Below are 1,066 nucleotides of genomic sequence, written 5' to 3'. Positions count from 1 at the left end.
GCCCATCTCGCCCGCAGTCGCACCGCACACCGCCGCTCGGGGCGAGGCGGCAGTCACCAACCGTCAGGAGGGGCAGAACCTGATATGCGCAGTCCGTCGTCGACGTACCGACTCCAGATCCGTTCGGGCTTCACGCTCGACGACGCCGCGCGCGCCGTTCCCTATCTCCGCCGGCTGGGCGTGGGGTGGGTCTATCTCTCGCCCGTCCTGACAGCGGTCCGCGGATCCGAGCACGGTTACGACGTCGCGGACCCCACACGGGTTGACCCGGAGCGGGGCGGTCCCGAGGCCCTCAAGCGTCTGGCCGCGGCCGCGCACGGTCTCGGGATGGGCGTGATCATCGACATCGTGCCCAACCACCTCGGCGTCGCCGAACCCGAGCAGAATCCTTGGTGGTGGTCCCTCCTGCGCGAGGGCCCGGCGTCGCCGCACGCCGACGCGTTCGACGTCGACTGGCCGGCCGGGGGCGGCAAGCTGCTCCTTCCGCTCCTGGGATCCGAGGCAGACCTCGACGGCCTGCGCGTGGAGGGCGATCGCCTCTACCTCGGCGGGCTCGCCCTGCCGATCGCGCCCGGGACCGCGAATCCCGGCGACACGCCGCGGGACGTCGCCGCGAGGCAGCACTACGAGCTCATCCCGTGGCGCGAGGGCGACACGCGGCTGAATTACCGGCGGTTTTTCACGATCACGAGCCTCGCAGGCCTCCGCGTCGAGGTCCCCGAAGTGTTCGACGACGCCCACGCCGAGGTGCGCCGCTGGTTCGAGGAGGGGCTGGCCGACGGGCTGCGCATCGACCACCCCGATGGCCTCGCCGACCCCGTCGGATACCTCCGGCGGCTCCGCGAGCTCACCGGCGGGGCGTACACGGTCATCGAGAAGATCCTCGAGCCCGGAGAGCACCTCCCCGCGGAGTTCGCGTGCGAGGGGACAACGGGCTACGACGCTCTCGGGCTCATCGACCGGCTCTTCGTCGACCCGTCCGGGCAGGCGAGCCTCGACGCGCTCGACGCCTCCCTGCGCGCGGAGGCCAACGACGGCGGCGGCTCGCCACAGTTCGAGCGGCTCG

Annotated in this window: 1 protein-coding gene; it reads left to right on the top strand. The window is 72.1% G+C overall.

All coding sequences use genetic code 11. The features are described 5' to 3' along the window. Positions 1-84 precede the first annotated feature (84 nt). A partial coding sequence (locus ACLN58_RS22490) for an alpha-amylase family glycosyl hydrolase (protein ID WP_415857422.1) occupies positions 85-1,066 on the top strand: 982 nt, incomplete at its 3' end.

It is taken from the genome of Sinomonas sp. G460-2, assembly GCF_047759905.1.
In the GTDB taxonomy this organism is placed as follows: Bacteria; Actinomycetota; Actinomycetes; order Actinomycetales; family Micrococcaceae; genus Sinomonas.
Note: the sequence above shows the minus strand (reverse complement) of the source record. Positions and strands in the feature narration are given on the sequence as shown.